Origin of the sequence: Microcystis aeruginosa NIES-4325 (assembly GCF_008974145.1) — a bacterium.
Lineage (GTDB): Bacteria > Cyanobacteriota > Cyanobacteriia > Cyanobacteriales > Microcystaceae > Microcystis > Microcystis aeruginosa_G.
In genome coordinates this window covers 26,162-51,737 of the sequence record NZ_BJKP01000025.1, presented here as the reverse complement: position 1 = coordinate 51,737, position 25,576 = coordinate 26,162, and the positions used below count along the sequence as shown (strand labels likewise).

The following is a 25,576-nucleotide window of genomic DNA, read 5'->3' as shown; positions in this document are numbered from 1 at the left end:
GGGGGGGGGGGAGGGGGGGAGGGGGGGGGGGGGGGAGGGGGGGTGGGGGGTGTGGGGTGTGGGGTGTGGGGAGAACAAAGCTGCCTTTTGCCTTTTGCCTTTTGCCTTTTGCCTTTTGCCTTTTGCCTTTTGCCTTTTGCCTTTTGCCTTTTGCCTTCGTTATAACCATTGTTGTAATTCCGGCCAACCCAAACCCTGACGCACGATATCCGGTTGATCGCCAGTAAAATCAACAATGGTTGACAGTTCCGAACCAGGGACTGAACCATCTTCGATAATTAAATCAACGATATGATCGAGGGCATCGAATAACCTAGCGGATTCTAATCCCTTGGTGGGAAAATCCCCCTCTTCATCGGGAAGATGGGCAGAACTAGAGATAATGGGATTTTCTAGGGTTTCGAGAATGGTGCGACAGATAACGTGATCGGGAACCCGGATACCGGTGGTTTTCCGCTTCGGATTCATCACCACTTTCGGCACTAATTTAGTCGCCGGTAAGAGAAAAGTGTACGGACCCGGTATGACTCGTCGCATAATCTTATAGGCATAATCGCTGACCACTGCGTACTCGGAAATATTCGACAAAGAAGAACAGAGAAACGTCAAGGGTTTATCATTAGATAGTTGCTTGATTTGGCGAACTCGTTCGACGGCGGATTTCACATTGAGATCGCAACCGATCGCATAGACGGTATCGGTAGGATAAAGCATAATTGCCCCATTTTTCAGGGCATGACAGATTTCTTGGATAGAACGTTGTTGGGGATTTTCGGGATGGAGAGAGTAAATAGTAGCCATGATAGCAAAATCGTCGCCTATTGGGATTGTCCCACGGGAATCGCCGGGGATATGTTTTTAGGGGCATTAGTAGATTTAGGAGTCCCCTTAGAATACCTGATTGCACAACTAAAAACTTTAGGAATTGAGAATGAATATCAGTTAAGGGCCGACAAAGTGCATCGTCGCGGTCAAATTGCCACTAAGGTTCACGTCGATGTCACTACCGAGAAGTCCGCTGATCATCACCACCATCACCATCATACCCCCACTCGCCATTTACCAGAGATTGAAAATTTAATTAAACAGGCAAATTTACCCCAGAAAGTCCAAGAATGGAGTTTAGCGGTTTTCCAACAACTTGCGATCGCGGAAGGGGCTGTTCACGGGATCGCGCCGGAAAAAGTGCATTTTCACGAAGTCGGGGCAACCGATGCCATTGTTGATATCGTCGGGACTTGTTTGGGTTTGGATTGGCTATCGGTGAGTGAATTATACTGTTCTTCTCTACCCACCGGCGGCGGTACAGTTCAGGCTGCCCATGGTCGTTTGCCGGTTCCCGTACCAGCAGTAGTACAATTGTTCAGTCAGCGACAAGTACCAATTTATAGTAATGGCATCGAAGCAGAATTAGTAACACCCACAGGGGCAGCTATTGTGACAACTTTAGCTAAAAGTTTCGGTAAACCGCCGAAAATGCAGTTAGAAAAGGTCGGTTTAGGAGCAGGTACAAAAGATTTACCGATTCCCAATCTTGTCCGACTTTGGTTAGGGAAAAAAGAATCAGAAAAGCTAGATGAAAGCCAAACCGTGGCAGTTTTAGAAACTCAAATTGATGACTTAAATCCGCAAGCGATCGCCTATTTAAGCGAGGCTTTATTACAAGCGGGGGCTTTGGACGTATTTAGTCAATCAATTACTATGAAAAAATCTCGTTTGGGGATACTTTTGACAGTAATTTGTGCTTTGGATAAAACTGCTATTTGTGAAAATATGATCTTTCAGGAAACCACAACTTTAGGCATTAGAAGAACGATTCAAGAGCGATCAATCTTAAAAAGAGAAATACAATTGATCGATACTGTCTATGGACAAATTCGGCTTAAAGTTGCCTACAAAGAGTCAATTAATCAACCGATTACCGTACAACCAGAATACGAAGATTGTGCCGCTATTGCCCGTCAGCATCATCTACCTTGGCGATTTGTTCATCAAATGGCTTTAACTATTTGGCAAGAAAAAAGCAGTCTTGACAGCAGGGCAATTTTATCATAAAACTGCTATATCCATTTTTCAAAAGGTATTTTCAGGAAAATAATCCCAATTTAAAATCTGTTCTTGGCTAAAAGGACAATCAACTGGAAAAGTTTCTTTTGGTCAATTAGTTTCATTTACCGTCCCTCGCACTGCTTTTTGATAACATTCTGCGAAAATATCGGCTAAATAGGGTTTTAAGCCAGGACTATCCCTTAAAATAAGCTCTAATTGTTCTCTTTGCTCATCAATGGCATTTATCCAGCTATTAGTTACTTTTTCTGGTTGATATTGCCATTTAAGTAAGTGCATCAAGAGAACTTTTAAACGACTGAATACCTCCCGTCTATTATTACTTACCATATCGGATATTTCTTCGATTAAGTTATAGCTTTTCTCACACCTGAGTGGCACACTTAAACCTTTGCTGATCAGACTTTTCAACATCGATAATGTACCTCTTGCGAACAGGAAACGCTATATCTAAATCAAGATGTTCTAAATTGCCCTTTTTTAAGTGATTTACGGTTTGCTCAAGCCACAAGTTAAAATCAGTTTCATAAAGCTGAGATAATTTAGTTTTCATTTTGAAAATATCCCATTTAGAAGTCGGTAGTCGGTAGGCTGCATTAACAGAGGGGAACCTCTTTGGGAATATTGAAAATCGAGAATGGTGATCGCTATATAAAAAACTTTTTTGTAATTTTATCTTTTTATTTCTAGCTGTTTCATCTTTTGCCCACGAATATACTTATCTAATCCAACTTGTACTTCTTCTAACTGAAACTCAAATTCTTACAGTTCTAAAATACCTTATTTTTTTAACAAACGTTCTCTAGTTTCTTCGTCAGGAATGATAAGTACCTAAGTAAAATTAATTACACATTTCGATAAAGCTTTTGCCTTTTGCCTTTTGCCTATCTTCACTAGGAAATTTATTTTGCACGACTACTTAGATTGCTCATTCATGGTACATTCCACTCTATTTTGATTTCTTGTACAGTAAGTTCTCAAGCAGCAATTCTTGACTGACTCTGACCTATGGCTTAATACAGAAATCTTAGCATATCAGTAGCGGGATATGGTTGAGCTTCTACCATCCGCAGTCGGGTCTTAGCCAACCCGATGTACAATCAAAAATACTAAATTTAGCCAATAAAATAAGGACGCTGCCAATTGCGTCCTCAAGGTATCTGGAAAAGGCTTTTTTCCTAGACTTTCCGAGAGTAGTATTCCACTACTAACAGTTCATTAATCGAGAGGGCAATCCATTCTCTTTCCACAACGCCATTCACTTTGCCCACGAGGGTGTTTTTGTCAAATTCCAAATGACTCGGCAGGTTGGCTAAACCGGGGTATTCCATATTTCTTTTGACGAGATCCTGGGAACGCTCTTGATTTCTAACTCCAATCACATCACCCGGACGGCATTGATAACTGGCAATATCCACAACTCTACCGTTAACGGTGACGTGACCGTGATTGACTAATTGTCGCGCCCCCGGAATTGTCCCGGCCATACCGAGACGGAAAACGGTATTATCCAGACGCATTTCTAAGAGTTGCAGCAGTACCTGACCAGTGGAACCAGTAGCCCGGCGAGCTTTACGGACATAGCGAATTAATTGTTTTTCGCTGACACCGTAGTTAAAACGCAGTTTTTGTTTTTCTTCTAGACGAATGGCATATTCTGAACGTTTTTTGCGGGCTTGACCATGTTGCCCCGGTGCATAGGCACGACGGGCATTTTTACGGGTTAAGCCTGGTAATTCCCCTAAACGACGCACAACGCGCAAGCGCGGTCCTCTATAACGAGACATACAGACAGTCTGCTCCTATTTAAATTTATCCGAAAACTATTATCGTAGCACAAATTAAGTAATTTAGATGGGAAGTGGGGTGTGGGAAGTGGGAAGGTGGAGCATTTGGCTGAAATTTCCCTAAACCCCTATCAACCTATCTCCTGTCTCCTATGACTCCCGTCTCCTGTCTCCCGACGGCAGGGGATGTATTTTTTTCGTTAAAGATGAGGCTAATCTCTGCCATCTTAGGGCATACTGTGAGTGTAGCGAAGCACTATATTATTCGGGTTGCTTTCCCACTCCTTCCCTAGCTGAATCTCTATCTTGGAGAAGCCATTAGTCATGATCGAAATGAAAGTCGCTGGAATTGCCCTAGACGCTATCACTCGCAGTCCCATTGTACTGCTGAAGGATGGTTCCGAGCGTCGCGCCCTACCTATCTACATCGGACAAGATCAGGCTAAGGCCATTATGACCGTCCTCGAACAACAAAGACCTCCTCGTCCTCTCACCCACGATTTGATCGTTAATATTTTTAAAGCTTGGGATATGGATTTAGAAAAGATTATCATCCATTCTCTCCAAGATAATACTTTTTATGCTGTTCTCTGTCTCCAGCGCGGCGAAGTCAAAAAAGAAATTGATTGTCGTCCCAGTGATGCGATCGCCATTGCCCTGCGTACTAACAGTCCTGTCTGGGTAATGGAAGAAGTGATCGCTTCCGCTTCTATCCCTGTCGATCGTGACGCAGATGAACAGGAACGTCAAGCTTTTCGCAATTTCGTCTCCAATCTTAGCCCCTCAGACCTGATCCAACGTCGCGGTGATTTTAGTGATCAGTGAAAATTCAGGAGATAGAAGTCAGGAGACAGCTTTTATTTATTCACCCCACACCCCACACCCTATCACCCAATACCTTCTAACTGACAACTGACAACTGATAACTGAATCAATGCGTTATCGACGATTTGGCCGTACTAATTGGCAATTTTCGCTGTTTTCCCTGGGGACAATGCGCTGTTTGTCCTCAGAGTCGGTGTTTACTGCAACAGTTGATCGCGCCCTAGAATTGGGGATTAATCACCTAGAAACGGCCAGAGGTTACGGTAATAGCGAAGTTTTTCTCGGTCGCTACCTGCAGCGTCAAGGAGTGCGGGATCGGGTTTATCTGACCACGAAATTAGTCCCCACTCCCGATCGCCAAACTATGGAAAAAGCGATCGCTGAATCCCTAGAACGATTACAATTAAATTACCTCGATTGTCTAGCAATTCACGGCATTAACACCCGCGAGCATTTAAACTGGATTAAAGACCCGCAAGGCTGCATGAAAGCCGTTTTTATAGCCCAAGAAGCTGGAAAAATCGGTCATATTGGCTTTTCTACCCATGCACCCCTAGAAATTATTCTGGAGACCATCAATACAGATTTCTTTGCTTTTGTCAATATCCATTACTATTTTTTTTGGCAAAGACAGCAACCAGCGATCGCTTTAGCCCAAACAAAGGACATGGGTGTGTTTATTATCTCCCCTGCTGATAAGGGAGGTAGTCTCCACAGACCTCCCAAGAAGCTAGAGGAATTATGCGCTCCTTTTTCACCCCTAGAGCTAAATTATCGCTTTTTATTGAGTGATCCGCGCATTACTACCCTCAGCGTCGGGGCAGCGATCCCAGAGGAATTAGAGGCAATTATTAACGTATGCGAAGGAGATCAGCCCCTAGATGCGGCGGAAATTGCCGTTTTTAAGGGTTTAGAGGCACATTTAACCGATAAATTGACTACAGATTTATGTAGCCAATGTTATCAATGTTTACCCTGTCCCGAAAATATTAATATCCCTGAAGTGTTGAGACTGCGGAATCTGGCAGTAGCTTACGAAATGACCGATTTTGGCCAGTATCGCTATCGAATGCTGGAAAATGCCGGTCATTGGTTCCCCGGACGCAAGGCGAATAATTGTACTGAATGTGGTGATTGTTTACCTCGCTGCCCGGAAAAATTGCCGATTCCCCCGCTGCTATTTAATACACACGAACTACTTAAAGGTCCAGCGCAACGGAGATTGTGGTCATCTTAGGACGAAACCCGAAAAAATTTTTTTTGGGGATCGTCAAAGTGTAAAAACTATCTTAAGATTAACAGGTAAGAGAATTAACTTTCTTGAATTTAAAGAGACAAAAAACAAGAAATAGATTAAGGAGTAAAGGATATGGCACTCGTCCCCATGCGGTTATTGTTGGATCACGCGGCTGAGAACGGATATGGCATCCCCGCTTTTAACGTAAATAATATGGAGCAGATCCAAGCGATCATGCAAGCGGCGGCAGCCACCGATAGCCCCGTTATCCTGCAAGCTTCTCGCGGTGCGCGCAAATATGCAGGGGAAAACTTCCTGCGTCACTTGATCACCGCCGCGGTGGAAACCTATCCTCATATCCCCATCGTGATGCACCAAGATCACGGTAATGAACCCGCCACCTGCTACTCGGCCATCCGTAACGGTTTCACCAGTGTCATGATGGATGGTTCCTTAGAAGCGGATGCTAAAACTCCCGCCACCTACGAGTACAACGTTAACGTTACTGCTGAAGTAGTAAAAGTTGCCCACTCGATCGGTGCTAGTGTAGAAGGGGAACTCGGTTGTTTAGGTTCCTTAGAAACTGGTAAAGGAGAAGCGGAAGATGGCCACGGTTTTGAAGGGGAATTAGATCACTCGATGCTGTTAACCGATCCCGATGAAGCGGTGGATTTCGTCGAAAGAACCCAAGTAGATGCTTTAGCAGTAGCCATTGGTACTAGCCACGGTGCTTACAAATTCACCCGCAAACCCACCGGCGAAATTCTCGCTATTAGCCGCATTGAAGAAATTCACAGCCGCTTACCCAATACTCACTTGGTCATGCACGGTTCTTCCTCGGTTCCCGAAGATCTCCTCGAATTAATCAACCAATTCGGTGGCGCTATCCCTGAAACCTACGGTGTTCCCGTGGAAGAAATCCAAAAAGGCATCAAGAGTGGTGTGCGTAAAATCAATATCGACACCGACTGCCGTTTAGCAATTACCGCCGCAGTTCGGGAAGCACTATTCAGCAACCCGAAAGAGTTTGATCCCCGTTTCTTCCTGAACCCCTCGATCACTTATATGCAGAAAGTTTGTGCCGATCGCTATCAACAATTTGGTACCGCCGGTAACGCCAGCAAAATCAAACAAATGTCCCTCGATGACTACGCAACCAAATATGCTAAAGGACAATTAACCCAAGTCAGCAAAAAAGTTGTGGCTGTCTAGTAGCTGAACAATTAAGCGATCGCTTAATTGCACCGATCTAGTAGAATTTTTTGGGGTAGTTAACCATAACTACCCTCTTTTTTATCAGGAACGATCGATCTTTGTGTTCTTTGTGTCTGGAGTGGTTCGTTCCACTAATTCGCACGGAAGACTGTATGTTAGAATACATTTTATCCACCAAGCCTAAGAGAGTCAAGAGTTGCCGCGTAAGAATCGATTTCAGAGAAAAGACTATACTGAGAATAATCAGCAGATCAGCACTTGATTTATAAGAGAAGCAAGATGAGAAAAAAATCGTTGTGGGTGGGATTATTGGTGGGATTTTGGTTTTGTCTAACTTGGATGGCATGGACACCCACAGCAGCCGCCTTTAGCGAAGAACAAAAATTAATACTGCAATCTTGGCGATTAGTCAACCAATCTTATTATGATGACACATTTAATCATCAAAACTGGTGGCAGGTGCGGGAACAATTCATCAAAAAACCCCTCAATGATCGGACGGCGGCCTACAATGCGATCGAACAGATGTTAGCCACTCTCGATGAACCCTTTACCCGTCTCTTGCGACCGGATCAATACCATAACCTACAAATTAGCACCACGGGGGAATTATCGGGGGTAGGACTACAAATTAATATCAATCCCGACAATGGTTACTTAGAAGTGGTTTCCCCCCTTGCTGGTTCTCCTGCCGAGGCCGCTGGTTTAACTAGCCACGATCGCATTTTGTTTATTGATGGCATCGATACCACTACTTTAACCCTCGATGCAGCAGCCGCCAAAATGCGCGGGACCGCCGGAACAGAAGTTTCCTTAGTCATTCTTCCCTATCAAAAAAGTCAACCAAAAACTCTATCTTTAACCCGTCAACGCATTTCTTTAAGTCCAGTGGTAGCGGTTTTAGATAAAAATTCCAGTTCCTTGCCCATCGGTTATGTGCGTTTAAATCAATTTAGTGCTAACGCTGCCAAAGAAGTCTCGGAAGCTGTGACGAATTTACAAAAACAAGGAGCCAAGGGTTATATTTTGGATCTAAGAAATAACCCCGGTGGGTTACTGCAAGCGGGCATAGAAATCGCTCGGATGTGGATTAATCAGGGAACGATCGTTTATACGGTTAATCGCGAGGGAATTGCCGATAGTTTTACCGCTTCTGGTAATGCTTTAACTGCTGCCCCTTTAGCAGTTTTAGTCAATCAGGGAACCGCCAGCGCCAGCGAGATTTTAGCGGGAGCATTACAGGATAATCAACGGGGGGTTTTAGTGGGAGAAAAGACCTTCGGTAAGGGGTTAATTCAGTCTTTATTTGAGTTACCCGATGGGGCAGGATTAGCGATTACCGTGGCTAAATATGAAACTCCCGCCCACCATGATATTCATAAGTTAGGAATTATGCCAGATCAAGTGGTGGCACAAGAACCGATCACATATCAGGAAATCGGCACCGAAAAAGATAGTCAATACCAAACCGCGATTCAGTTTTTAAACCAGAACACCGTTTTAGCCAAAGCTTCCTAAGTGGGTTTTCAGTCATCAGTTACCAGTGATCAGTAAACAGTAATCAGATGCGAGTTTTCATGGTTCTTCGTTACTTGGTATGGTTTGATCGGGTGGCATAAATCGACTAAATCCTTATCTGGCAAGAGACTTAATTGATTAGTTCGTTAAAGAGGGAAAACAATTGACCAATATCCCATCAATGTCTTTTTCTATAAGGGTTTCATCCCTTATAACCCCCTCCATTGCCTAACACAAACAAAAAGAACCGTTTTCAGTTCACTGTTTACTGATCACTGAAAAAACTTCCTACACCCCACGTCCTAGGGCATAGATCGAACAAATTAGCCATTTTTTCCATCAATATCTAAATTAAGATGAAAACCTGTTTGATTTGGAGAGAATGCTAACATCGATTAGAATTTTCCCAGTCCGGGTTTTTCAGCCTTGCAACCTTAACTCATCCTTGATTTTACTGCCATGCAGAGATATATTCGATCGCCCCTAGCCCTAACCCTGAGTATCAGCCTCTTAGCTAATTTTTTAACCGCTTGTAATAATGCCCAAACCCCAGATAACAACGCCTCTAGTCCCACCACCACTGCCCCCGGTGATGAGGGCTTAAAATTAGGGGCTTTGCTGCCCATTACCGGAGATTTAGCCGCTATTGGTCAAAATATGCCCGAAGCGGCTGCCCTAGCGGTAGAGACTATCAATGCCTGTGGTGGAGTCAATGGCAAACCCGTCACCCTCGTGAAAGAAGATGACCAAACCGAGCCTGCCGCCGGTGCTTCAGCGATGACGAAACTAGCGGAGGTGGATAAAGTAGCTGGTGTGGTCGGTTCCTTTGCCAGTAGCGTCTCAGGAGCAGCCGTAGATGTGGCGGTGAGAAATAAAGTTATGTTAGTCTCTCCGGGTAGCACCAGTCCCGTATTTACTGACAGGGCGAAAAAAGGCGATTTTCAAGGTTTTTGGGCGCGGACGGCTCCCCCAGACACCTACCAAGCTCAAGCTTTAGCAGCCCTTGCTAAGAAAAAGGATTTTCAAAATGTGGCCACCGTCGTGATCAATAACGATTATGGAGTGGGATTTGAACGGGAATTCGTGAGTGCTTTCGATAAATTAGGCGGCACTATCACTAATAAGCAAAATCCTGTCCGTTATGACCCGAAAGCTGCCACTCTCGATAGTGAAGCGGCAGCTGCCTTCGCTAACCAACCGGATGCTGTAGCGGCAGTCCTTTACGCTGAAACGGGCAGTTTATTACTACAAGCGGCCTATAAACAGGGATTGACCAAAGGAGTTACTGTCCTCCTCACCGATGGGGTTTATTCGGAAGATTTCACCAAGCAGGTGGGGAAAGGAACCGATGGTAAGTCAATTATTGCTGGCGCCCTAGGCACGGTCCCCGGGGCCGACGGTCAAGCTTTAAGCGCTTTTACTACTCTCTGGAAAGAAAAAACCGGCAAGGATGTCACCGCTTTTGTTCCCCATACTTGGGACGCAGCGATCTTATTGATGTTAGCAGCCGAGGCGGCTAAATCTAACACCGGAGAAGGTATTCAAAGCAAGATTCGTGAGGTGGCTAATGGTCCGGGGACGGAAGTAACCGATGCTTGTCAAGCGATGGAAATGATTCGCAAAGGCGAAGATATTAACTATCAGGGAGCCAGTGGCAATGTGGATATCGATGAAAATGGCGATGTGGTCGGTAGTTACGATGTCTGGACTGTTAAGGATGACGGGACTCTCAAGGTTATTGATAAGGTGACACCCAATCAGTAATCAGTGATCAGTAATCAGGAGTCAGGAGTCAGTATTCAGGAGATTGCTTTTATTTATTCTCCCCACTCCCCACTCCCCACTCCCCACTCCCCACTCCCCACTCCCCACTCCCCACTCCCCACTTCATACTTTGTGCTTTTTGTCAAAAAAACTTTTTTTTTGCAATAAAACTACACAAAAAAAAGATCATCGTTGTGGGTGAAATTGGCTGATTTACCTGTCTTAATTAGGATCACCTTCTAGCTGTGGCAAGGGTTTCAACCGTTGCTGTCCAAAAAAGCACCGAATGGCCGATCATGAAATTCAGTAAAATCGCTGTAACCATCATAACATCGTTGTTAAATAAAAATCTTTCTCAATTAATTTTTAAGAATTTGTAAATATTGCGGAATGTTAATTTAAATATTCTCAAGTTTCTGGAGTCAATGAATAAACTTTGCTTATACCTTTTCCGATCAAGATCCTGTCTTTTAGACAAAAAATCTCTCCCTAAAGAGGAGAGAAGACAAAAAAAGCACGAATAACAATGGGGGGAGGCGGTTTTTATAGGTCACCACCACGAAAAGCTAGTAGGAAAATGACAAAGGGGCCAGCTAACATGATTAGCGCCACGAAGGTGAGTTGAAAAATGGGTTCTAAATTGAGAGCCGCAAATAATTCCATGATGTCTCCTAACCTGTTTACAATGATTTAAAAGGCTAATCTGGTCAAAACCATTGTCTATCATACAGGGGATGATTCGCTGGTTTTCCTGATTCGATACAAAAATACATAAAGTTTTGTTGCAATTCTGAATTTTCCCGCTTTCCTATTTCCTTCCCACTAGGGGCAATCTCAATGCTCAACTCTCTGGCCACCTCTCCCGACTCGTTAACCCAGATTTATACTGGTTTTCAGGCACTCTCGGACCCCCTGCGACTGCAAATTCTGCAACTGTTGCGACATCAGGAATTATGCGTCTGTGAACTGCGCGACCATCTCGATATTGCCCAATCTAAATTATCTTTTCACCTAAAAACGCTAAAAGAAGCCAATTTAGTCCGCAGTCGTCAAGAGGGTCGCTGGATCTACTACAGCCTGAATCTATCTCAATTTCTTCTCCTAGAAGAATATCTATCGGAATATCGTCGTTTTGCTGCCCTCGTCCCCGCTCGTTTCTGCGAGGAAAATCAGTAACCAATCAAGATTTTTAGAAATATTAAAGCTTTATGACTAGCTTTTACCATTGACATATCAACTTTTTTTGAAATAATGAAGATGGGTTGCCCAATCTCCCATTATTCCCTTTCCACCTTTGTGCGATGACTAATCAAATCAATCCTAAAGCCGCTAAAGCTGGTGGTAGCCTGAGTGTTTTTGAAAAATACCTTACCCTTTGGGTTATTTTCTGTATTTTGGCGGGAATTGCCCTCGGTCGGTCATTTCCGGACGTAGCGCGGACTTTAGATGCCATGAGTGTCTATAACGTTTCTATTCCGATCGCCATCTGTCTTTTCTTCATGATGTATCCGATCATGGTTAAGATCGACTTTTCTCAGGCTCTTCGGGCTGCCCGTACTCCCAAACCAGTTATTTTAACTTTAGTGGTTAATTGGCTGATCAAACCCTTTACCATGGTGGCGCTGGCTCAATTTTTTCTCGGCTGGCTGTTTCTGCCTTGGTTGAGTCAAACGGAGATTATCCGAGGACAGACGGTAAGTTTAGCTAATTCCTACACTGCTGGAGCTATTTTACTAGGAATTGCTCCCTGTACGGCCATGGTCTTGATGTGGGGCTATCTTTCCTACAGTAACCAGGGTCATACCCTAATTATGGTAGCAGTCAATTCCTTAGCGATGCTTTTTCTCTACGCTCCTCTAGGTAAATGGTTACTGGCAGCTAATAATTTTGTAGTCCCTTGGCAGACCATTGTTTTTTCTGTGTTAATCTACGTTGGTTTACCGCTTATTGCTGGTATCTATAGCCGTCACTGGATTTTTAAACATAAAGGACGCGCCTGGTTTGAATCGCGTTTTCTTCACTATCTCAGTCCTGTGGCAATCACTGCCTTATTGTTAACCTTAATCCTGCTCTTTGCTTTCAAAGGCGATTTAATTGTTAGTAATCCCCTGCATATTTTCCTGATTGCTATTCCCCTCTTTATTCAAACTAATCTGATTTTTTTACTTAGTTATGTGGCCGCTCTCAAACTCAATTTAGTTTACGAAGATGCCGCTCCCGCTGCTTTAATTGGTGCTAGTAATCATTTTGAGGTAGCGATCGCCACTGCGGTGATGTTATTCGGATTGAATTCGGGGGCTGCTTTAGCCACAGTAGTGGGGGTATTGATTGAAGTACCTGTGATGTTAATGTTGGTAGAATTCTGTAAAAAAACCGCCTTTTGGTTTCCCAGAGATCCAGAAAAAGCCACCCTTCTTGATCCTCGTTGCTTGAGTTCTTATAAATAATTATTCACCATGATCCAATCGACTCACAAACCGAGAATTCTTTTTCTGTATGGTTCTTTGCGGGAACGTTCCTACAGTCGTTTATTAGCAGAAGAAGCGGCCAGAATTATCACTGAATTTGGGGCAGAAGTGCGCTTTTTTGATCCCCGTGAATTGCCGATTTATGGCAGTGTTCCCGATACTCATGCCAAGGTGCAAGAATTACGAGAATTAAGTCAATGGTCCGAGGGTCAAGTCTGGTCATCTCCCGAACTTCACGGTAATATTAGCGGCATTATCAAAAACCAAATTGATTGGATTCCCTTAAGTATTGGTGCGATTCGGCCAACTCAAGGCCGCACCTTAGCAGTCATGCAAGTAAGCGGAGGTTCCCAATCTTTTAACGCGGTTAATACTTTGCGAATTCTTGGTCGTTGGATGCGAATGTTTACTATTCCTAATCAATCTTCGGTGGCTAAAGCTTATCAAGAGTTTCACGAGGATGGCAGGATGAAAGATTCCCCCTATCGAGATCGGGTTATTGATGTGATGGAGGAACTTTATAAGTTTACCATTCTCCTGCGAGATCAGGTAGATTATCTGACCGATCGCTATAGTGAAAGGAAGGAAAAAGCTGCCCAAGACATAGCCACAATTGCCCATAAAGCTATTAATTAAATCAATTACTAGGAGTTAAAATCATGAAAAAAGTCATGTTTGCCTGTAGAAAAAATTCCTGTCGTTCCCAAATCGCCGAAGGTTTCGCTAAAACTTTAGGTGCGGGTAAAATTGCTGTCACCAGTTCTGGATTGGAAGCGGCCAAAGTTCACCCCGGGGCAATCGAAGTTATGGGGGAAATTGGTATCGATATTACTGACCAAACTTCTAAATCAATTAGGGATTTTAATCCCGAAGATTACGATGCCGTTATATCCCTATGTGGTTGCGGTGTCAATCTGCCGGAAGGATGGGTTTTACAGGAAATTTTCGAGGATTGGTTAATTGATGATCCCGATGGTCAACCCATCGAAACTTTTCGCCGAGTTCGCGATGAGATTAAGGCTAAAGTTGTCGGATTAATTGAGCAGTTAAGTTAATTTTCCAAAAATTTTTGCAGCTCTCTTGTTTTTTGTGTGATAGATTTTACCGATCAAATCTGTCTTCCTCTCTGTGTCCTTTGTGCCTCTGTGGTTTATCCCCAAGAGGATCTTTTTTCCAGTCTATCCCTTCGGTGAGAAAAATAAGAGCGGAAACCACAGTTGATGAAGAATATCTTCATTAATCCGACGCACGGCTAACCATTCCAACATATTAGAACGATGGCAGGTAGCCACTGCGATGGCACTGATGTCATCTTCTTCCGCTGCCGTCAAAACTTCTAATACAGGTGTTCCTTGTCGCACTTGGCTCTGTACTTGCAAACCGAGTTTTTCTAGTCGCGCTTGCACCGATTCTAGTTCCCGACGGGCATCATTTAAACGGTATTCGGTGACATTGGGATCCCGACTGATATTTTCCACTACCCGGACGAGAAGACATTGCTCAAAAGAGCCGGGGGCGCAAGTTTGGGCGTATTTTTCTATCTGTTCAATTAGATAAGTTGCGTCGGAACTGCCATCGTAGGGAATTAATAAATGTTTCCAGAGATGCTGACAGCGCAGGGCCAATTCATCGCGGGTATAAACTGATAATAATTGCGGTCGGAAAATCAGCAGCGGAATATCAGTAATACCTGCGATCGCTAAACTGGTACTACCGAATAATTTTTCTTGGACAGCACCGCGCATGGGATTTCCCATCAAAATCACGTCAATAGAGTGATGCGCGAGGATTTCCCGCACAGCATCCACGGGACGACGGTTAGAGATTTCGACAATAACTGTCATACCGTCGGGAATATTTGCTAAAGCTGGGGATAATTTTTCTTTGGCCGCATCAATTTTCCCTTGATCTACGGTGGCTAGGGTGGGTTGTTCCCAAATCGGAATACTGTGGAGGAAGATAACTTGTTTTAAGCCGCTCAGGGCTAAGTGTGGCACACAATGGACAAGACGATGGAGACCATCGAAAAGATCTGTACAGATCAAAGCGCGCTCGAACATAAATTAACCCCTAGCAATTCGGTTATCCTTCCCTAAGAATAGCTAAAAAGGGGAAGAAATGCGCCCCGCATCCCTAGCTCGTTTCTGGAGAAACCCAGCCGGAGAAAGAGGTCGCCCGCAGGGGTGAAATGAGTTACTGGGGGGCCCAGGGATTAGAATCTAGACCCCACTGGTGTTTGAGAAAAGCTTTGTACATATTTTCCCTGACCATCATTTGTTCGTAGAGCTTGATCAGGAAATCCTGCGCTTGCTCCTGACTCATTTTTTCTACCTGAGTCTGAAAAGAACGAATGTTGAACTGTTGTTCTAAGGAAAGTTCGATCGGTTGAGACATGGTGTTCCTCCTTGATGAAGGCAGTGGTTGATAACAAGCGAGATGGGTGATCGGTATCACCTTTTTTAACTAATGTAACAAATACTTGACAAAGTGTCAATGTATCTGTAAAGAGGGTTTTGCTTTTTCCCTCCTGTTAGCTAGGATACCCCGCCGCCAAAAGGAAATAAGCATATAATGATACATTTAGCAAGAGTTTTCAGAAAAATTTGTTTACTGTGAACAAATACTTAAGTATTTATACTTATTTCTTTCTAGGGCAGCCCAGAGCGAGAGAAAATATTTGACAAATTGTGTAAACATTCTGTAATAATCGAAGAGAGCGACAGAAATCGGGTAAGTTGAATGATTAGCCCTGTTAACAGCTAAAAAACGTAACCCCTAGATTCCGTCCCTCTCGTTGAAATCGTTAAGGATAGTCAAAATTGACGGCCACAGCCGCTATCGTGCAGAAACTACAAGCTTATCGCTGGGAAATATCTTCCTTAGCTCTGTTTGCCTTAAAAAAATCAGCATACAGGCACGGAATGTCGCACAAGTTTTTACATCAACCTATACTTGGAGGAATCCATCATGTCCGTTCGTCTATACGTTGGTAATTTGCCCAAAGAATCCGTCGAGCGCGAAAAATTACAGGCGCTTTTTGCCGATGAAGGGGATACGATCACCACTAAAGTCATCAAAGACCGCAAAACCGGCAAATGTCGCGGTTTTGCTTTCGTTACCGTCCCTAGCGATGAACTAGCTGACCAGTTTATCGAAAAATACAACGGTCAATCCTTCATGGAAAACCCGATCAAAATCGAGAAAGCCCTCCCCCGCAGCAAGGGAGGTAAAGAAGAAGGAGAAGAAGCAGAAGGCACCGAGGCAAGCGTAGAAACCCCAGAAAAAGTCGAAAGACCGACTCCAAAACCGACGACGGCAGCACCGCGCAAATCCAGTGGTGGTGGTGGTGGCGGCAAAAAACGCAAGGCTGAACGGGGTGGCAATAATACCCCGAAAGTTACCGGCGATGGTGACGCTTTACAGCCAGATCCCCGTTGGGCCAATGAATTGGCTAAACTCAAGGAAATGTTAGCAGCTCAGGCCACTAATCCCTAATTGCATTGACAAGAGGGCAAGGGATAGCCGATAACTAAGAGGTTCAAAACATCGCTTTTAGGAATGTGCATCATGACAGCAATCGATCCGGTCATTATCATGAAACAGGAGGTCGGTAAGGCCGCCGCTAATCTAGTTCAATCTAATTCGGTCGTGGGATTAGGAACTGGTTCAACAACGGCCTACGCGATCGAATATCTGGGCGCTAGACTGCAAAGCGGGGAAATCAGCAATATTGTCGGGGTTCCTACTTCTTTTCAAGCGCAAGTTTTGGCTAGGAAGTACGGAATTCCCCTCACTACCCTCGATGTCATCGTCAAGATGGATATCGCTATCGATGGGGCCGATGAGGTGGATCCACAGAAAAACCTGATTAAAGGTGGCGGTGCTGCCCATACTCAGGAGAAAATTGTCGATAGTCTCGCCGATATTTTCGTCGTGGTAGTGGATGGCAATAAGCTGGTGGATAAGTTGGGATCGACTTTTCTTTTGCCGGTGGAAGTGTTACCCATGGCCATGACTCCAGTTATGCTGAAATTAGAGGCCCTCGGTGGTAAACCTTCCCTGCGCATGGGAGTGAAAAAAGCCGGCCCCGTGGTGACAGATCAAGGCAATTTAGTTATCGATGTTAAATTTGATAGTATCGATGATCCGGCTGATTTGGAAAGAACTATTAATAATATGCCGGGGGTTTTAGAAAATGGTTTATTTGTCGGGGTTGCTGATCTGATTCTCGTCGGTGAAATTATCGACGGTAAGCCGGTAGTGCGCGAAATTAAGTAGGATTAATTATTCTTAATCTAATAGTGAAACAGGCCGCAGGCCTGTTTTGTTATTATGGGTGTATATAGACAAAGAGCAAAATAACCAGAGGGCTATAGGCTAATAAAAAATATGTCCCCTTTTGACAGAAAATATCTGGGAAGATTGCAACCAGCGAGACTCAAAAGAACTGAGATGAGTGGTGGTAATTAAAGTTTGAAACCGGTCTTCGATCGCATCTAATAATTGATTTTGTCGTTCGATATCTAATTCCGCTAAAACATCATCGAGGAGTAGTAGGGGAGGTTCCCCGATAATCTGCTCTAATAACTGTAATTCTGCTAATTTCAAGGCTAAAACTAAGGTTCTTTGTTGTCCTTGGGAACCGTAGGATTTAGCGGGGTTTTGGTTAATTAAAAAATCCACTTCATCCCGGTGCGGACCGACTACCGATGTCCCTAGTTGTTTCTCGGCCAAACGACGGGTTTCAATCTTATCTAAAAAAGCCCTTTGTACCCCATTGACATCATCTTCCACCCAAGGCACATTGGGAACATATTGTAATTCTAGATATTCAGTTTTTCCGCTAATACTTTCGTGCCATTTTTGGGCTAAAGGAATTAATCTTTGCAGGACTCGCGCCCTTCTTCTCGTTACTCTTGAGCCTGTTTCTGCTAATTGTAAATCCCAGAGTTTTAGTTGGGATAAATCTTCATAAACTTTTCCCTCTAATTCCTGTTTACGAATCTCTTTTAAGAGGGCATTTCTTTGTCGTAAAACCTGATTATATTGCTGTAAAATATGAACGTATAGTGGTTCTAATTGAATTAATAAAGTATCTAACCAATCCCGGCGAGCTTCCGGACCACCGCGCACTAAATCCAGATCGAGACTAGAAAATTGTACCGCATTAATCACGCCCAAAAAATCGAGATGACGGCGTAGGGGTTGACGGTCGCGGATCACAGTCCGACGACCGGAAGAACGGAGAATTAAACTTAATTCTGATGCCCCATAAAGACGATTAACCCTAGCAAAAATTCTCGCCTCTGAGTCCGATTCTAGCACCAGATCCCGATCCTTGCTGACTCGATGACTCTTGAGAGTGGCCAAAAGTTCGATCGCTTCTAGTAAATTAGATTTTCCCTGAGCATTATTGCCCAATAATATTGTTTTTTTGGACTCGAATTTTAGCAACTGTTCAGCATAATTTCTAAAACTGTGAAGGTGCAGGTGTTCTAGATACATTGCAAGTTGGGGGTTAAGTGTTGGGGGGTGGGGAAGTGGGGAGAAAAAAGCTGATAACTGATCACTGATAATGGCAGCGGTTGAGGGTTAAGTGAATTTGGTATAATTCCCCTTGACAATCAATATTTTATAGTAGCTTTTACTTTGAAAATTCCTTTTTTGCCTTTAAAACAGATTGAAAGTCTGTATAAGCTGGCTTTGATTGCTATACTCGCTTTTGATGCTTCTGTCTCTCTCGCAGGACAATTTCCCGACGGCAGAATATTTTTTGAGAGTTCTCCCACTCTGGTTAATTTCTTCGCTACTTTCCAATCCGTGCGTGCTTGGGGAGCAAAATACTATCTTACCATCGCTCTGCCGCCGTCTCTCGGAGCGCCCTTGGGCAAAGTAACCCTACAACAGCAGCCTAATATTCAAACTATTGCTTTTCTTATCGATCAAACTTTTGCTTTTCTTGGCGATCGCAATCAGCGAGGCGAAAAATTAACCCTAAAATCCACTACCTTTGACCCCAATACTAAGACGATCACGGTCATTTTTGATCCTCCTGTCCCGCCGGGTAATACCGTTTCTATCGGTCTGAAACCGGTACGAAATCCCGATTATGCTGGTGTCTATCAGTTTGGAATCACTGCTTATCCCCCCAGAGAGAATTCCCCTGGATTATATCTGGGAGTCGGACGCTTAGCAATTTATGAGGCTGGCGATCGCTGGTAGGCTGTTCCTCGTCTAAAAACAGTAATCAGTGAACTGAAAACTCAAATCTGATCACTGATCACTGATAACTTCCTACCTCACCCTTGAGATAACTGCCCTAACTTTCCCGTCTGAGTTTTAGAAACATTTAACTTTATTCAATTCCTGAACATCTGTTCAGATGTTATACTAAACTCAGTAAAGAAGTTCAGAGGTAGTAGCTATGATCGCTGTAACCACCATGAAATGTGCTTGTGAATCCTGTTTGTGTGTAGTCTCGATCGCCGATGCGATCAAAAAAAACGATCAATACTACTGTTGCCAAGCTTGTGCCGATGGTCACGTTAACGAAAAAGGCTGTGGACACAAGGGCTGTGGTTGCGGTTAAATTTAGTTAGGGTTTGCCGAATAAATCTAAAAACCTTTCAGCAAACCCTAGTTATTGGGAAGAACGGGAAAGTATCGGAATTAATAACCGATCGGGAAAAAACATGGCCATAGAGAAAATAGCACCGGTTTGTGGGGAATCCCATCACCAAGAGGCGAAATTCCAGCACTTGCAGGGATTAGAACTAGAAAAAGCCCAAAAAATGGCCGAATTTTTCAGCCTTTTGGGGGATGCCAACCGCCTCAGAATTCTGTCGCTTTTAGCCAAACAAGAATTATGTGTTTGTGACTTAGCCGACGACTTAGGGATGAGTGAATCGGCCGTATCGCACCAGTTAAGAACCCTAAGAGCCTTAAGATTAGTTAAATACCAAAAACAGGGACGGAGAGTCTTTTATCGCCTTGCCGATCATCATGTTCTTGACCTTTATTACGCGGTCTCGGAACATTTAGAAGAGCCAGCGGACGAAGACTAAAACAGTCCCAAAGCGGGTAAAACAAACTGTAAGAGCAGAGAACCAATCCCCTGCACCATTTGGTCTAATTGAGCGTTGCCACCACCTTGTTCTCGCGGTTTTAGGGCGATTTCCATGCCTTTAATAAAATTCTCTGCCGCTTCGTAACCAGGGGTGTTACCTTGCTGTTCAAAGAGAGTCGAAGCCATTTGAGCATCCTGGGCCGCTAGAGCATTTTGTCCCAGACGATAGTGAGCCATGGCCCGGGCTAGATAAGCTGGAGCATATTCTGAGTTAATTGTCAATGCCTTATTAAAATTTTCTATAGCGGCGCTGGTGCGTCCCTGTTTTCCTTCCACCATCCCTAGACCATAGAATAGTTCAGACGTACCAGCGCTACTGGGAATTCCCACCGCACCCTGCACGTATGCAGTGTCTAGCTTGGTGTTGTCGAGGTTAGCATTATTGAGATAAGCGCCTCTTAAATCCGCACCCGTCAAGATTGCCCCAGTTAAGTTCGATCCAGTCAGATTAGCACCAAAAAGAGAGGCACCGGTTAAATTTGCTCCACTCAGATCCGCCCCACTTAAATTAGCTTGACTAAGATTGGCTCCGACGAGATTAGCCCCATTTAATTTTGCCCCAGCTAGATTCGATTGCACTAACCCCGAACCGCTGAGATCGCATTGGGGACATTTTCGGGTGGATAATAATTGCTGTAGGTGGTTTAAATCTTCCGTCTGTCCAACTAGGGACAAGTTAAGGGGAAGACTGAGGGCTAGGGTTAGGGCGATCGATTTGTACATAATTTAAAAATAACTCTATCTATTATTATTGATAATAACCATGCGATCGGGGCTAATCGCTGAACTAGATTTTGCTTGAGAAATCAGCCCTTGTCAACTAAAATAGAGGCTAGAGGCTCTTAACGTCAGAAAAAGCGACAAAATCGAGATTTGTTACCTTTTCAACAGCAGGTTTTTTAGAGGAATTTCCCTATCTCATAATGACTACTCTACACGGTAATTGGCTGATTGGTTCGCAGGATAGTGTTTTTTTTCTTTGGGGTGAACAGTGGCAAGGGAAGGAATTAAGTGAAACAAAGGACAATCATCCTTTTTGTCTGGAATCTGGGGCATTAGCCCAATTTATCCAAAAATTTTCTCCTCAGCTTGACCAGTATTCTCCAGAATCAATCAAGCTGAGTTTGCCTAGTTATTCTCCCCCAAGGAAAAAATATTTTTTACCGCTGCTGTCGGGGCAAATTCTCGAACCCACACCTAAATCCTTGTCTTGGCAACCATGGCAGGTATCGGGATTAACTTTTTCTGCGGGGATGATAGTACAGTTATGGGAAAAATTACCCCTAGCTAAGGCCGAATTTATCGGCAATGATCTACGATTTTGGCTGTATTTGCACCGTTGGAGTTTAGATTTATTAGCAAGGGGGAAATTTTTAGCGGGAATAAATCAGGGTGAAAGTTGCTGGTATCCGCTGCTAGATAGTACCATCGATCGCACTCGTTTAGCTAAGTTTATCCAAACCATCCCCCCGGTCTGTCTTACCTATCAAGAAAATAGCGAACCACAAACAATTATTCTCGATTGCTTAAAAAATATTGTCGATTCTCGTTTGCGACAAAAGATAGATAGCACTGTTAATGTTTCCCCCTCATTGATGGTGAAACCCTGGCTACAATCTTTAAGCAGTGATCATCATGACATTGCCTTAGAAGCCAAGAATTTACAGCGTCTAGAAAATGCTTATAATAACTGGGTGTTTCCTATCCAAGAAAGTTTAGTTAATGGCAATAATCGCCAATTAATCGAGAATCAATACCGTGTTTGTTTATGTTTACAACCTCCCACTCTAGGGACAGCCTGGAAACTCACCTATTATTTACAAGCGTTAGATGATCCCGAATTTCTCATTAGTGCCAAGTTGATTTGGTTAGAGGGCAAAGAAAGTTATCATAGTTATCAAAGAGTTGTCAATAATCCCCAAGAAATTCTCTTAAAAGGATTGGGACTAGCGGTGCGATTGTACGAACCGATTAGAATTAGTTTAGAGCAAAGACACCCGGAGGAATGTTCTCTTGATTCGATCGAAGTTTATCAGTTTATTCGCTCGATCGCTTGGCAATTGCAAGAGCAGGGATTAGGGGTAATTTTGCCCACGGGTTTAACTGCCGGTAGTAATGAACAAAGATTAGGAATTAAGATTGCTGCCAGTGTAACTCCCAAAAAAGGAGAAAGATTAAGTTTAACCAGTTTGTTAAACTTTCAGCTTAAATTAGTGGTAGGGGAACAGGAAATATCGAAAAAAGATTTTGATAAGTTATTAGAGAAGAAATCGCCAGTGGTGGAAGTGGGGGGTAAATGGTTAATCCTACAACCTAGCGATGTTAAAGCAGCTCAGGCAATTTTAAATAATACCATCACTCCCCTGAATCTCTCGGTGGAGGATGCCCTGCGCTTGAGTTCAGGAGATAATAATCTCATTGCTAAACTGCCGGTAGTCAACTTCCAAGCGGAGGGAGCATTAAAGGAATTAATTGATAATTTAAACAACAATCAAGGGATTCAATTAATCAACCCACCGCGGGAATTTCGGGGAGAATTACGTCCCTATCAACTCAAGGGAGTTAGTTGGTTAGCTTTCCTAGAAAAGTGGGGTTTAGGTGCTTGTTTAGCCGATGATATGGGTTTAGGAAAAACCCCGCAATTAATCGCTTTTTTACTAGCATTAAAAGAAGAGGATATGTTAGTTAATCCTGTGTTAGTGGTGGCTCCCACTTCTGTGGTCAATAACTGGGAACATGAGTTAAGAAAATTTGCTCCCACCCTGGCGGTTTTTGTGCATCATGGCGAAAAAAGATTAAAAGGGCAAGCTTTTGCTCAAGAGATAAAAAATAAATCGGTTGTTATTACCAGTTATCCTTTAATCTATCGCGATCTCTCCACTTTGGAAGCAGTACAATGGCAAGGTTTAGTTTTAGATGAGGCTCAAAATATCAAAAATTCTACGGCTAAACAATCCCAAACAGTGCGAAAAATACCCGCAGGATTTCGGATTGCCTTAACGGGAACTCCCGTAGAAAATCGCCTGACAGAATTATGGTCAATTTTGGATTTTCTCAATCCCAATTTTTTAGGAACTCAAGCCTTTTTTCAGCGTCGTTTTGCCCTTCCCATTGAAAAATACGGCGATCAAGAATCCCTGCATAATTTGCGTTCCCTTGTCCGTCCTTTTATTTTACGGAGATTAAAAACCGATAAAACTATTATCGAAGATTTACCAGAAAAACAGGAAATGAATGTCCTGTGTGGTTTATCGAAAGAACAGGGACAACTTTATCAACAATTAGTCGAGACAACTCTCCAAAAAATTGAAGAAACTCAAGGAATTCAGAGACATGGATTAATTTTAACCTTGCTAATGCAGCTCAAACAAGTTTGTAATCATCCCGCTCACTTTTTGAAAGAAAATAGTTTAGAAAGCAGTCAAAGATCGGGAAAATTATTACGCTTAGAAGCCATGGTAGAGGAAGTGATAGCAGAAGGCGATCGAGCTTTAATTTTTACACAATTTGCCGAGTGGGGAAAACTCCTACAAACCCATCTCCAGAAAAAATTAGCCGAGGAAATATTATTTCTCTCCGGTTCTACCAAAACAAAAGATCGGGTAGAAATGATCGAGCGCTTTCAAAATGATCCCCAAGGACCGAAGATTTTTATTCTCTCCCTGAAAGCGGGGGGAACGGGATTAAATCTAACCCGCGCTAATCACGTTTTTCATATCGATCGTTGGTGGAATCCGGCCGTAGAAAACCAGGCCACCGATCGCGCTTTCCGCATCGGACAAAAACGCAACGTTCAGGTGCATAAATTCATCTGTACGGGAACCCTAGAGGAACGCATTAATGAGATGATCGAAAGCAAGAAACAATTAGCGGAACAAACCGTAGATGCTGGGGAAAATTGGTTAACAGAATTAGATACCGATCGCCTGCGAGATTTATTATTATTAGATCGATCGGCAATTATCGATGAAGAAGAAACCGATTAGAAGCGAACCACCTGATAAACCGTGCAAACATTCTGAAACAGAGGCCGATAGTAAATGCCGCTGCAATTGTAATAAAGCGTATTGTCAGCCGTAAGGATTTTGAGAATGTCCCGATCAGAACAGAATCGGCTTAATTCTTCTGAGAACATCCTGGAGCAACTGTTCTGGACACTTGCCGATAAAGCTCGCTTTTCTCGCTCGGAAGTCCAACGATCGCAGTTGATCTACCATAATAACTCCTGTCACCGCCTCTCCATCTGGAATCTTGACGTAGAAAGGTTTCTGGCGTTGCGTACTGCTCACCGGGCAGACAAAGGCAAAACCAATCTTGCGATTAAAATCAATATGGCTTACCACCAGTGCTGGACGATTACCCATTTGCTCATGCCCAATTTGTGGGTCAAAGCTCAACCGCACGAAATCTCCACGTTCTGGAATGTATGTCACCAAACCTCCTCTCCCGTTGGCCGTCCCCAATCCACCTCCGGCTCCGGTGATTCAACAACCTCAGTCAGTAGTTCTTCTAGGCTTAACTCAGGCAAGGCTTGAATTAGCTCAATTACTAGCTTTCCGTTTTCCACAGAACATTCAACAACGTCATTAGGATTGAGGTTCAGTGCCTCCACCGCATACTTGGGAATCCGAATCGCTAAAGAATTACCCCAGCGTCCAATCTGCGACTTCATGATCCCACCTCGAATTCGTTAGATATTCAAAGTATATCAAAACTCTGATTTCGGGGAATACCGACAAGCGATCGCATTTTATGAACGGGCTTTAAGGCGGGGATTGATTATCCCTAGGGGGTAGAAGTTCGATACCGATCGACTCTGACCCCGGTTGGAAAGTGAAAGTATCGGCGGGTGTACTAGGCTTAAAATTCCAATCGGATAATATTGCCGTGTACTGGGGTGAACCGGGTAGAGTTTTATAGGTGATAATCGCTTTCCTCAGTAGGGGGGTGGCATCCTGCGTGACCCAGATTTGATAATCGCGATCGCTACCGATCAGCAAGCAACAAGCAATACGTTTGTTCGCCATTGACCATGTTGTTGCCGATAAAAATAATTTGCTCGACATCAGCCATTAGATCTGCACAGGGATCGTTCGCTGCTAGATTTGACATGGGAATGGTGACTCCGTACCTTTGCTCTACCTAGTCTAAGGCTTCATCTAGAGTATTCGGTGCCGGTTTCGTGACGTATAGATCCCGTTCCAGATCTGCGAGGGTGAAGGTTTTACCGTCGTAAAAAAAGCGGGTAACTCGTTCATCCCCAGTGTAGTCCGAGCGCAGGCGATCGGGTTTCTTTACCCAGATGTTTTGATAGGCACTGTACTGAACTTTCGCTCCGGAGTCGAGTATATCGTCATAGGTGACATCCATATTGACGGTGAACGATCGCTGTTTGGTTAAATTAGCACAGAGTTGCTCGATCACCTGTTCCGCCGTTTTTGGGCGGATTTCCTGGGATAGAGTCGGTATTTCCGCCAAGACTCCTGCGGCGGCGACCCAGGGCAAAAGCCGAGAAAGAATCGGCACGAAGCGAGGCATAATCATCTAATATTCCCCCAAGGCCATGGAT

The 25,576-nt window shown here is 43.8% G+C and carries 26 protein-coding genes and 3 pseudogenes; 16 read left to right on the top strand and 13 right to left on the bottom strand.

What is annotated here, in order from left to right; genetic code table 11:
• Positions 1 to 159 precede the first annotated feature (159 nt).
• A complete protein-coding gene (locus MiAbW_RS13895; RefSeq protein WP_151696593.1) occupies positions 160 to 801 on the bottom strand; it encodes an L-threonylcarbamoyladenylate synthase in 642 nt (213 codons plus the stop codon).
• On the opposite strand from MiAbW_RS13895, the gene larC reads away from it, so the two are divergent.
• The gene (larC, locus tag MiAbW_RS13890) at positions 778 to 2,055 is read left to right on the top strand and encodes a nickel pincer cofactor biosynthesis protein LarC (RefSeq protein ID WP_151696592.1); all 1,278 of its coding nucleotides are present in this window, start codon (positions 778 to 780) and stop codon (positions 2,053 to 2,055) included. The genes MiAbW_RS13895 and larC overlap by 24 nt on opposite strands.
• A gap of 102 nt (positions 2,056 to 2,157) precedes the next feature.
• Here larC and MiAbW_RS20715 read toward each other — a convergent pair whose 3' ends face one another.
• From MiAbW_RS20715 to rpsD, 3 genes and pseudogenes are all read right to left on the bottom strand, one after another.
• On the bottom strand, positions 2,158 to 2,481 hold the full coding sequence (locus MiAbW_RS20715) for a DUF29 domain-containing protein (protein WP_274596533.1): 324 nt from the start codon (positions 2,479 to 2,481) through the stop codon (positions 2,158 to 2,160).
• 73 nt (positions 2,482 to 2,554) lie between these two features.
• A pseudogene (locus tag MiAbW_RS20710) lies at positions 2,555 to 2,620 on the bottom strand (DUF29 domain-containing protein); the annotation flags it as partial.
• A 625-nt stretch (positions 2,621 to 3,245) separates the two neighbouring features.
• Positions 3,246 to 3,854 (bottom strand): 30S ribosomal protein S4, encoded by a 609-nt coding sequence (gene rpsD / locus MiAbW_RS13880; protein WP_002798058.1) that lies wholly within the window; start codon positions 3,852 to 3,854, stop codon positions 3,246 to 3,248.
• Positions 3,855 to 4,178: 324 nt separating this feature from the next.
• On the opposite strand from rpsD, the gene MiAbW_RS13875 reads away from it, so the two are divergent.
• The 5 genes from MiAbW_RS13875 to MiAbW_RS13855 all read left to right on the top strand — a co-directional run bounded on the left by MiAbW_RS13875 (position 4,179) and on the right by MiAbW_RS13855 (position 10,413).
• A complete protein-coding gene (locus MiAbW_RS13875; RefSeq protein WP_151696591.1) occupies positions 4,179 to 4,679 on the top strand; it encodes a bifunctional nuclease family protein in 501 nt (166 codons plus the stop codon).
• Positions 4,680 to 4,788: 109 nt separating this feature from the next.
• Complete coding sequence (locus MiAbW_RS13870; protein WP_151696590.1) at positions 4,789 to 5,916, top strand: aldo/keto reductase; 1,128 nt, start codon at positions 4,789 to 4,791, stop codon at positions 5,914 to 5,916.
• 132 nt (positions 5,917 to 6,048) lie between these two features.
• Complete coding sequence (gene fba / locus MiAbW_RS13865) at positions 6,049 to 7,128, top strand: class II fructose-bisphosphate aldolase (RefSeq protein ID WP_151696589.1); 1,080 nt, start codon at positions 6,049 to 6,051, stop codon at positions 7,126 to 7,128.
• 282 nt (positions 7,129 to 7,410) lie between these two features.
• Positions 7,411 to 8,649, top strand: a complete 1,239-nt coding sequence (ctpA, locus tag MiAbW_RS13860; RefSeq protein WP_151696588.1) for a carboxyl-terminal processing protease CtpA — start codon at positions 7,411 to 7,413, stop codon at positions 8,647 to 8,649.
• Positions 8,650 to 9,108: 459 nt separating this feature from the next.
• Positions 9,109 to 10,413 carry an ABC transporter substrate-binding protein gene (locus MiAbW_RS13855; RefSeq protein ID WP_151696587.1) on the top strand — a complete coding sequence of 435 codons (1,305 nt, stop codon included), beginning with the start codon at positions 9,109 to 9,111 and terminating at the stop codon, positions 10,411 to 10,413.
• Positions 10,414 to 10,956: 543 nt separating this feature from the next.
• Here the strand turns inward: MiAbW_RS13855 and psb30 are convergent.
• Complete coding sequence (gene psb30, locus MiAbW_RS13850; RefSeq protein ID WP_002736367.1) at positions 10,957 to 11,076, bottom strand: photosystem II reaction center protein Ycf12/Psb30; 120 nt, start codon at positions 11,074 to 11,076, stop codon at positions 10,957 to 10,959.
• Between the two features lie 174 nt (positions 11,077 to 11,250).
• On the opposite strand from psb30, the gene MiAbW_RS13845 reads away from it, so the two are divergent.
• From MiAbW_RS13845 to arsC, 4 genes are all read left to right on the top strand, one after another.
• Positions 11,251 to 11,589 carry an ArsR/SmtB family transcription factor gene (locus tag MiAbW_RS13845; RefSeq protein WP_151696586.1) on the top strand — a complete coding sequence of 113 codons (339 nt, stop codon included), beginning with the start codon at positions 11,251 to 11,253 and terminating at the stop codon, positions 11,587 to 11,589.
• A gap of 125 nt (positions 11,590 to 11,714) precedes the next feature.
• Positions 11,715 to 12,860, top strand: coding sequence for an ACR3 family arsenite efflux transporter (arsB, locus tag MiAbW_RS13840; RefSeq protein ID WP_151696585.1), 1,146 nt, complete (start codon positions 11,715 to 11,717; stop codon positions 12,858 to 12,860).
• Between the two features lie 9 nt (positions 12,861 to 12,869).
• Positions 12,870 to 13,517, top strand: coding sequence for an arsenical resistance protein ArsH (arsH, locus tag MiAbW_RS13835; RefSeq protein WP_151696584.1), 648 nt, complete (start codon positions 12,870 to 12,872; stop codon positions 13,515 to 13,517).
• Between the two features lie 23 nt (positions 13,518 to 13,540).
• The gene (arsC, locus tag MiAbW_RS13830) at positions 13,541 to 13,936 is read left to right on the top strand and encodes an arsenate reductase, glutathione/glutaredoxin type (RefSeq protein ID WP_151696583.1); all 396 of its coding nucleotides are present in this window, start codon (positions 13,541 to 13,543) and stop codon (positions 13,934 to 13,936) included.
• Positions 13,937 to 14,059: 123 nt separating this feature from the next.
• Here arsC and MiAbW_RS13820 read toward each other — a convergent pair whose 3' ends face one another.
• Together MiAbW_RS13820 and MiAbW_RS13815 are read right to left on the bottom strand one after the other, a co-directional pair.
• A complete protein-coding gene (locus MiAbW_RS13820; RefSeq protein WP_151696582.1) occupies positions 14,060 to 14,941 on the bottom strand; it encodes a universal stress protein in 882 nt (293 codons plus the stop codon).
• 133 nt (positions 14,942 to 15,074) lie between these two features.
• Entirely contained in the window at positions 15,075 to 15,275 is a 201-nt protein-coding gene (locus MiAbW_RS13815; RefSeq protein WP_002739006.1) for an NblA/ycf18 family protein, read from the bottom strand.
• Between the two features lie 573 nt (positions 15,276 to 15,848).
• On the opposite strand from MiAbW_RS13815, the gene MiAbW_RS13810 reads away from it, so the two are divergent.
• Together MiAbW_RS13810 and rpiA are read left to right on the top strand one after the other, a co-directional pair.
• Positions 15,849 to 16,376, top strand: a complete 528-nt coding sequence (locus MiAbW_RS13810; protein ID WP_151696581.1) for an RNA recognition motif domain-containing protein — start codon at positions 15,849 to 15,851, stop codon at positions 16,374 to 16,376.
• A 72-nt stretch (positions 16,377 to 16,448) separates the two neighbouring features.
• Positions 16,449 to 17,159, top strand: coding sequence for a ribose-5-phosphate isomerase RpiA (gene rpiA, locus MiAbW_RS13805; protein ID WP_002747271.1), 711 nt, complete (start codon positions 16,449 to 16,451; stop codon positions 17,157 to 17,159).
• A 99-nt stretch (positions 17,160 to 17,258) separates the two neighbouring features.
• On the opposite strand, the gene recF is transcribed toward rpiA, so the two are convergent.
• The gene (gene recF / locus MiAbW_RS13800; RefSeq protein WP_151696580.1) at positions 17,259 to 18,386 is read right to left on the bottom strand and encodes a DNA replication/repair protein RecF; all 1,128 of its coding nucleotides are present in this window, start codon (positions 18,384 to 18,386) and stop codon (positions 17,259 to 17,261) included.
• 144 nt (positions 18,387 to 18,530) lie between these two features.
• Here recF and MiAbW_RS13795 point away from each other — a divergent pair, with 144 nt between their 5' ends.
• The 3 genes from MiAbW_RS13795 to MiAbW_RS13785 all read left to right on the top strand — a co-directional run bounded on the left by MiAbW_RS13795 (position 18,531) and on the right by MiAbW_RS13785 (position 19,945).
• Positions 18,531 to 19,103, top strand: a complete 573-nt coding sequence (locus MiAbW_RS13795; RefSeq protein WP_151696579.1) for a DUF2808 domain-containing protein — start codon at positions 18,531 to 18,533, stop codon at positions 19,101 to 19,103.
• 202 nt (positions 19,104 to 19,305) lie between these two features.
• Positions 19,306 to 19,470: a metallothionein gene (locus MiAbW_RS13790; RefSeq protein ID WP_151696578.1), complete on the top strand. Its 165-nt coding sequence runs from the start codon at positions 19,306 to 19,308 to the stop codon at positions 19,468 to 19,470.
• 103 nt (positions 19,471 to 19,573) lie between these two features.
• Positions 19,574 to 19,945, top strand: coding sequence for an ArsR/SmtB family transcription factor (locus tag MiAbW_RS13785; RefSeq protein WP_002772122.1), 372 nt, complete (start codon positions 19,574 to 19,576; stop codon positions 19,943 to 19,945).
• Here the strand turns inward: MiAbW_RS13785 and MiAbW_RS13780 are convergent.
• Positions 19,942 to 20,730: a pentapeptide repeat-containing protein gene (locus MiAbW_RS13780; RefSeq protein ID WP_151696577.1), complete on the bottom strand. Its 789-nt coding sequence runs from the start codon at positions 20,728 to 20,730 to the stop codon at positions 19,942 to 19,944. The two genes, MiAbW_RS13785 and MiAbW_RS13780, sit on opposite strands and share 4 nt — an antisense overlap.
• 200 nt (positions 20,731 to 20,930) lie before the next feature.
• Here MiAbW_RS13780 and MiAbW_RS13775 point away from each other — a divergent pair, with 200 nt between their 5' ends.
• The gene (locus tag MiAbW_RS13775) at positions 20,931 to 23,993 is read left to right on the top strand and encodes a DEAD/DEAH box helicase (RefSeq protein ID WP_151696576.1); all 3,063 of its coding nucleotides are present in this window, start codon (positions 20,931 to 20,933) and stop codon (positions 23,991 to 23,993) included.
• On the opposite strand, the pseudogene MiAbW_RS20780 reads toward MiAbW_RS13775, so the two are convergent.
• The 4 genes and pseudogenes from MiAbW_RS20780 to MiAbW_RS13760 all read right to left on the bottom strand — a co-directional run.
• A pseudogene (locus MiAbW_RS20780) lies at positions 23,990 to 24,088 on the bottom strand (DUF6515 family protein); the annotation flags it as partial. The gene MiAbW_RS13775 and the pseudogene MiAbW_RS20780 sit on opposite strands and share 4 nt — an antisense overlap.
• 19 nt (positions 24,089 to 24,107) lie before the next feature.
• A complete protein-coding gene (locus tag MiAbW_RS13770) occupies positions 24,108 to 24,440 on the bottom strand; it encodes a type II toxin-antitoxin system PemK/MazF family toxin (protein ID WP_151696594.1) in 333 nt (110 codons plus the stop codon).
• Positions 24,437 to 24,679, bottom strand: coding sequence for an AbrB/MazE/SpoVT family DNA-binding domain-containing protein (locus MiAbW_RS13765; protein ID WP_151696575.1), 243 nt, complete (start codon positions 24,677 to 24,679; stop codon positions 24,437 to 24,439). The genes MiAbW_RS13770 and MiAbW_RS13765 overlap by 4 nt, the downstream gene beginning before the upstream one ends.
• A 91-nt stretch (positions 24,680 to 24,770) precedes the next feature.
• Positions 24,771 to 25,551: pseudogene (locus tag MiAbW_RS13760) on the bottom strand (DUF2092 domain-containing protein).
• Positions 25,552 to 25,576: the final 25 nt, after the last annotated feature.